Genomic DNA, 7175 nt, shown 5'->3' with positions numbered 1-7175 from the left:
CGCAGGTTGAGCTGCCCGTCGGTGACGGACACGGTCCTGGTGGCGATGTAGGCGGTGTTGATGCCGCCGGCCGCGGTGAAGAGGTCGAGGTTGGAGATGACCTCCTGCCCCTCCAGCTGGACGTCGAACCTCCGCTGTCCCGCGCTGGTGAAGAAGGTCTCGATGAAGTCGAGCTCGACCGTGTAGGTGCCGTTGGGGAGGGCGATGTTGTAGCCGAAGTCCTTGCCGAAACGGTAGGACTGGAAGAAGCTGTCGTCGTTCGTGTTGGCGATGGCCGCGGTGGTCGTCCTCACCGTGCTGGCGCCGACCAGGGCGGGGTTGGGCGCGGTGGCGGTGTCGGCCGCGTACTGGGTGCCGGTGTCGGCGTCGGTATAGGCCGCGCCGCCGGTGTTGATGGCCCGTGCGGCCGGGGCTGTCGACCCGATGTTCACGACGAAGGTGTCGAGCGTCGCCGCCGTGGTGGCGTTGCCCCTGCTGTCGGCCACCGCACCGCCGGCGAGTGCCACGGTGTAGGTGCCGTTGTCGGCGGCCGTGAACCCATCTGTGCCGGAGGCCAGCGTATAGGTCGCCACCACCTGGTTGCCGCTGCCCTGGGTGGTCACGCCGGTCACCGTCACCGGGTTCGCCCCGCCCGTGACCGTGATGTCGCCGGTGCCGATGCTGGCCAGCGCGATCCCGGACGGGTCGCTGTAGGTGACGGCCACCGTATGCGTCTGGTTCGCCGCACTCAGGTCAGCCGCCACGCCAGCAGCACTCGGCGGGGTCGTGTCCGAGCCCTGGGCCTGGATGACGCGAAGTGGGGAACTGACCGCGCTTACGACAACGCCTTGTGCGTCCACCTCTGCCGCAGCCACGACCATGACCCGATTGGGAAGCACATCGACCACAGCCGCCGCCCTTCCCTCCGCATCGAGCGTGACCGTCTGGTAGGTGACCTGGGTGGCGCTGTTTCCCTGATAGGGGTCGGTGGAGGATACCACCTGCTGCTCGACCGCCATGACCTCGACGCGGACCCTGCTGCCGGGCGTGCCGGAAACGATGACGTTCGAATCCGTGAAGGGTACTGAGACGTTGCCGCTGCTAACGCCGCCGATCGTAACCGTCGGGGCAGCGGCCGGCGACGTCCTGCTGGTGGCCTCGGCCTGTGCGACACCCGAGCCGAAGAGGTCGACAACCTGCTGGGTTCCGTCGGCAAAGACGTAGGTGACGTGGGTTCCTGCCAGCTCCGCGCCGGATACGGCGCCGGGCGTGACCGACTGCGGGTAGCCGCGCATCGAATCGGGGTCGATGTCGATCGAGAAGCCAAGTGTCTCGCCCGGATTGAAGTCGGTCAGATTGACGACCAGTTGGCGGTAGCCGAGCGTGGCGCTGCCATCGGCATAGGTTGCGGTCGCGGTGAAGGCTCCGACCGTGCTGTCGATCGTGAACGGCTTGCCGCTTGAGCCGCCCGCCTGCGCGGGATCGAAGAAGGCCCCGTCGGGCAGGATGGCGCTGTTCAGGTCGATGCGCAACTGGGTCAGGTTCCTGCCGCTGGTCGACAGGTTTTCAAGGCGGAGGGTGTTCGGGTCGAAGGTACTGACGTCGAGCGCACCGTTCGGCGTCACCGTCAGCCGGGCCGCACCAGCCGTCCCGACGGGAGACTCGGCGGTCGAGGTGATGCTGACGGAGTTCCAGGTGGCATCGAAAGGCGCGCCAGGCCCGCTGGAAGTGGAGATCAGGCCGACCGCCAGGGCGCTCGGAACATCGGTGCCGGTTCCGGTGGGGACGGCGTAGGTGCCTGCAAGCGCCTCGAGCAACGCACCGGTGACCTGGATGGGGACGCCGGATCCGTTGACCACGGTGCCGGTGCTGCCAGAGGTGGCGCCGCGAGTGACCGTCCAGCCAGGCGTTACCAGCCCCGTATCCGGATCCACCTTCAAGCTCAGCGCTATATTGTCGAGTGAAGTGAGCGGCAGGCTTCCGCCAAATACAGGAACAGATATTTTCTGCTGGCTGACAACCTGGTTGTTGCTCTCGAATACGACCTCGATGGTTGGCGCATTGGCCACCCCGTTCAGGTCGGTCGCTCCAGCCACGATCTTGAGGTAGTTGGCCTGGTCCCCCGTTCCGATGAAGAAGCCGATATTCTGGTAGTTGGCCGGGGTCGTTGCCTCGAAAGGATTGTCCATCCTAGTGGTGACGGTAAAGGTGTCCACCGCAGGCGCGATTTCGACGCCGAACTGGTAAGCATCCAGCTGATTGTTCCTGCTGGTGTAGGCACTTCCTTCCGTGATGCCTTGCAGCAGGATGCCCGACGCCGCACCGCCGGCGACAACCCTCGTCGGCACATATTGTTGCTTGTAGGAGACCAGCTCATTCGTCATCACGCCGGTGAAACCGACATTGTAGATCGAGTCCGCCGGGCCGGGATGGGGCTGATTCTGGCTGAAGCCCCAGGTCAGTGTCGCCCCACCCTGCAGCACCGTCGTCGTGCCGTTGTCCGGATCCTCCCCGAAGCGATCGACGATGTCGCTGAGGCCATCCCCGTCGGTGTCACCGGAAGGTGGCGGAGACGTGGAGGCATTCGGCTTCAGGACCGTGATGCCACCGCCATAGCTCGCCACCCATAAAGTGCCGGCGAAGGGGCCGGATTCCGGAGCGGCGTGGACATCCAATGCGCTGCCGCCCCCCAACACCCCGTTCGGCGTGAGGTTGGTGACGCCCAACACCGATTTCCCGTCCGATGCGAGATCGACCCGGTAGATGAAGTCCTCGTTGAGCGAGGCCGCGACGAGATCGCCGGTCATCTCGCCGCCGAAGGCCGCTGCGCGATAGTCGTCGATACCGTTCACCGAGCCGAGGAATGTCGTCAGTTCGCCCCGGAGATTGACCGGGGTTTCCAGGCTCGATGGAAGCAGTGCGGCGCGGCTTTGCTCGGGTGGCAGGTAATAGCCCTCGACCGGATTCGCCATCGCCAGGGGGACCGGCGGCCAGTCCGTGGGCAGCGGCAGGAGGATGTTGTTGGCGTCGTAAAGGCCGGCGCCATCCGGGTTTGCCCTGATCGGGTTTACGTGCCCCCCGTAATAGTCTTGCTCGATCCAGTGCAGGGGCGCCTTGTTGATCGAACCGGTGCCGTTGTTCACCCGGTTCGTCACATCGTCGTTGGGCACCGTCGAGAAAGTGCCATTCGCCTGACGGTAAATAGGCGTGCCGCCCCAGGTGGGATTCCCGGAATTGTCGACACCGTACATCTTGCCCGACTGGGTGAAGGCGATGTCGAATATATTGCGGTACCCTGTGGAGTAAATCTGAACAGGGCTGTCGGCGGTGAGGCGGGCCTGGTTAAGGCCGTCATTCCCTCCGAATACTTCTGGCTGTCCGGCGGCCACGACATCGACCCCGTTCGGCCCATCCGTGCGGCTGGGGTCGTTCACGGTCGGCAGAATGTATTTGTAGGTCTGACCTCGATACACCGTACTCGGCAGCGCATCGACCTTCTGCAAGTCGATACTCACTATTGAACTTGAATAGGCATATTCCGAAAGATAGGCAAAGTTCGCAGAGGGCGCCCCGACATTGGTATTGCCGCCGACCGTCAACAAAAGATGCCCGGTCGCCGGATCTATCTGCATCCCGTTGACGGCATGATTTTCCTCGCTGCGAGGGAGCCCGACGACGAGGTCCTGCTTGGACCACGCCGAGCCTGTCCAGGTCAGCCGGGACAGAATCCCCGAGTTGGTATCGAGACCCGTATCGTTTTGTGCAGTACCGGCACCGATACGTGGATCGCTGGAACTGACGTAAAGGATGGGGTTGGCCGCTGTACCGGTGACCAATATGCCTGTCACTTGGCGGCTGGTGATACTGGAATTGAATGCGCCGTCGTCATTGTGGTTGGGCATTTGCTTGACGAGATTGATCGTCTCGGTCGACGTCACGGCATAGCCACCGGTCGGTGTCACCGCGACGGAAAACGCCTTGATTGTGCCATCAACCTGGGAGGCATACAGACGGCCGTCAGGCCCGAACTGCAATGACGTGGGATTTACAATGCTGGCGTTCAGTTGGGACTGCTCGAAATTGACCATGTCGACCTGCCCGCCTGACTACACAATGGCTATTACGTAGAGATGAACCATTGTTGGTGTTGTTTAATTTATTGAAACTGCCATCCATTATCAATACTCCACAAGAAGTACCACTTTAGGATAAAGTAAATACCCATGTGGTTGAAAGCCGCATGAGCCGGGACTTGTTATCGGCAACTTGACGGAAATCAGCTGCCATGAAGCTGCTGGATCGGCCCGATGGAATGACGCCAGCTGAAATGAAACCTCGGCCGCCAAGCCGATCCCTGCCGGCATCGGCCTCTTGCCGCAGCCATCAGTCAGGGCTCGGCTTCATCACCGGTCGCTGACGGCTGCGGCGAGGTGAAGGGTGGGGAGGACGTTGGCAGCCAGCTTATCGGAATGCGTGGCGATGCGGCGAAGGCGACGCAGCTGTCATTCGTCTTTTCGCAGCAGGCCACATGCTTGCCCCCGCGACGCGGAAGGACGAGTGACCGGCGCACATTTCGCAGGCATCACCTGTGCGCGGCTTGGTTTCATCCTCGGCTATGCCGTCGTCACGGGCGCATGCCGTTCGGCCTGCAGGCCCCGCTGATCGTCGTCTGCGACCGCTCGGCCCGCGCCACCAGTCGGCCAAGTGCCGATATCTAGTGGAACACCGCCCTCGCCGTCTCCGAAACCGGCCTGCTGGTTGTGCCGAAGAAGGGCACCGCGAAGCTGAATGGGTATTCCACCGCGATCGAGACCGTGGTGATGCCGCCCGCCGTTGTGCAGCCGCTCATCGTCACCTCCAGCTCGTTTGCATCAAGGAAGGGTGTTCGGTGCCCGGCGCCTGAAAGGTTGCCACTCAGGCCGGAGCAGGCGGCTGTTCCCGCGTTGAGATTCTGGCTGCCGCGCAGCGTCGTCAGCCGCACCGCCTCCGCCGCCGCGACCCGCACCAGCTCCACCGTGAACATGTACCGGCCCATCTCGATGCTGCCGAGCAGCAGCGAGAGCAGGATGCTGCCCACCAGCGCGAATTCGAGGCTCGTCGCCCCTGCCTGCGCCCGCCGGCGGCGGGCCGCGCCGGGCCTAGCGGATGCGGACCACGGCACGGCCGGTTCCCCGCCCAAAACCCGTCAGCAACTGGGGCGAAAGGCTGCGCTGGGCCGAGATCGCCACGGTCTGGACCAGCCCGCTCGGGCAGGCCTGGTCGCAGGCGATGGCGATGCCGGCGCATTCGCAGGCCAGGATCGGCAGGGGAACATCGGCCGCCGTCAGCTCCGGCCAGGCAGCCATGACCTGGGCCTGAATTCCCGCAAGGTCGGTCTCGTTCCCTGCCGCATATTGCGCGCCGGCCTGCACCGCACGGTCCAGCCGGATATTCGTCTGGATGAGGTTCGCCACATCCGCCGTGCCAACCAGCAGCAGCAGCAGGACCGGCGCCATGACGGCGAGTTCCGAAGCGGCGACGCCGCGCGAGCCGAGCCTTCGCCTCATCGCCCTACTCCACCAGCCGAATGGTCTTGATCGTGGCGTAGCCGGTGAAGCCGGCGCAGCCGGAGACATCGACCTGCGTATCCGCAGTGCCGGAGAAGGATAGCCTGTAGCCGATGACGCCGAGGCAGCTGGAATAGCCGATGTCGCTGTTGCCGTTCACGATGACATCCGAGGTGGGGAAATACATCCCGCCGAACAGCGTCATGGTGGCGCCGCCATTGAGCTGGACCTTGTTCTCGTCACCATTGTTGGTGGCGCGTGCATCGCGGTAGAGCACCACCCCGGCCGCCTCCGGATGGCCGGCGATGAGGGAGCCGGTCGGGCCGCGCAGCATGCCGGTCGCCTGCGCGTTGATGTTGAGGGTGCCGACCCGCGAGGTATCGCCGGTAAAGACCAGGGTCACGCCATTGCCGTTGATCTTGCCCTGTACGGAGAGATCCGCGTTCTTGAAGTAGTAGAGGCCGGGTTCGAGGTTGAGGGTCTCCTTCGGCCCGACCGAGAGGTCGCCGCAGATCGCCTCGCCGGGCGAGAGCGTGGCCTGGTTGCTGCTGAAGGTCACCGCGCTGCTTCGGCAAGGCGGCGGGCTCGGCACCCAGCTCTGCAGGCCGGCGAAGGGGTCGGCGATCGGCTTCGGCCGGTTGGCGCGGACGACCGGGCGGATATTGTTGGCCGCATCAGCCCAGACGTCACCGCTGTCGCAACCCGTGCAGGTGCCGGTCGTCACCAGCCCATCCACCCGGACGCTGGCATTGCCGAAGATGTTGATGCCACCGGGCGCCGTGGAATTGGCGCCCAGTGAGCAGCGCCGGGCATTGGTGGTGCTCCGGCCGCCGAGCTCGAGCCCGCCCCCGAGCGCCAGCAGGCAGACCTCCTCATCCACATTGGAAGCCGCCACCGCCCGGCTCTGGACAGTGGGCGCGCTGGCGAGGAAGAGGCGCGCGAGGCTCATGGTCTGGGTCTGGGTGATGATGACCTCGACCGCGGCTGCGTTTCCGGCATAGGTGCCGGACAGGGGCGGGCTGTTGACCGTCACCCCGACGCGGCCGCCAGCCGGAAAGCCGTTGCGGGCCGCGCTGTCGAGGGCAACCGCGCTGGCCGAGCCGCCCTGGTCGCGCGCCGAGGCACCGGCCATGGCGGCAAGGTCCGCGGCGGAGCTCGCCCGGCGCATGGCGAGGTACCAACTGCCGCCCTCGACCGCGAGCCCGGCAAAGCCGATCAGCACGGTGCCACTGGCGGCGACCAGGGCCGCGACCGTGCCTCGCTGGTCCGATCCCGACCGCCGCACGCTGCCCCATCCACCGAGACGAATGCCGCGAAAGCCCCGACCAATTCCGGACATGTTGGTGCACAGCCGCAACATAAGACGGTGAAAGCCAGGCGCTCCTGCAACCACAAGTTTCGATGCGGAAGCAGCCCTCTTCGCTAACCCGCGGCGCGGCCTGGGTTTCTGCTGCGAGCCCGACTTGGTCTGGAGATCGACTGCACGAGAACCGGGCAAGAATTGATCCACCATTAGTTGCGATCATCCCTAGCGTAAGCCCTCTGGCGTTGCTGGGCGGCACCTGCCTGTACCAGCGGCAGCCAAACGAACAATGGCTAAGCTGCCCTTGTCCTCAACCAAAAGGTGTTGACTTCGCGTTAAAATCTATC

At 64.6% G+C, this 7175-nt stretch carries 4 protein-coding genes; all 4 read right to left on the bottom strand.

Translation table 11 applies throughout. The features are described from left to right. The coding region (locus BLR02_RS30935; protein ID WP_218128056.1) for a malectin domain-containing carbohydrate-binding protein at window positions 1–4067 on the bottom strand (4067 nt) is incomplete at its 3' end. Between the two features lie 626 nt (window positions 4068–4693). Further along, window positions 4694–5140, bottom strand: coding sequence for a TadE/TadG family type IV pilus assembly protein (locus BLR02_RS25180; protein ID WP_090665086.1), 447 nt, complete (start codon window positions 5138–5140; stop codon window positions 4694–4696). Further along, the gene (locus tag BLR02_RS25175) at window positions 5118–5525 is read right to left on the bottom strand and encodes a TadE/TadG family type IV pilus assembly protein (RefSeq protein ID WP_176849814.1); all 408 of its coding nucleotides are present in this window, start codon (window positions 5523–5525) and stop codon (window positions 5118–5120) included. Before BLR02_RS25175 ends, BLR02_RS25180 begins: the two co-directional genes overlap by 23 nt. Window positions 5526–5529: 4 nt before the next feature. Further along, a complete protein-coding gene (locus BLR02_RS25170) occupies window positions 5530–6810 on the bottom strand; it encodes a pilus assembly protein TadG-related protein (protein WP_176849813.1) in 1281 nt (426 codons plus the stop codon). Between the last annotated feature and the right edge of the window lie 365 nt (window positions 6811–7175).

Origin of the sequence: Belnapia rosea (assembly GCF_900101615.1) — a bacterium.
Classification (GTDB): Bacteria; Pseudomonadota; Alphaproteobacteria; order Acetobacterales; family Acetobacteraceae; genus Belnapia; species Belnapia rosea.
Note: the sequence above shows the minus strand (reverse complement) of the source record. Positions and strands in the feature narration are given on the sequence as shown.

What these genes read in the sequence shown, in the direction of transcription:
- BLR02_RS25175 (WP_176849814.1), bottom strand. Translation starts at nt 5,525, where the DNA reads ATGAGGCGAAGGCTCGGCTCGCGCGGCGTCGCCGCTTCGGAACTCGCC.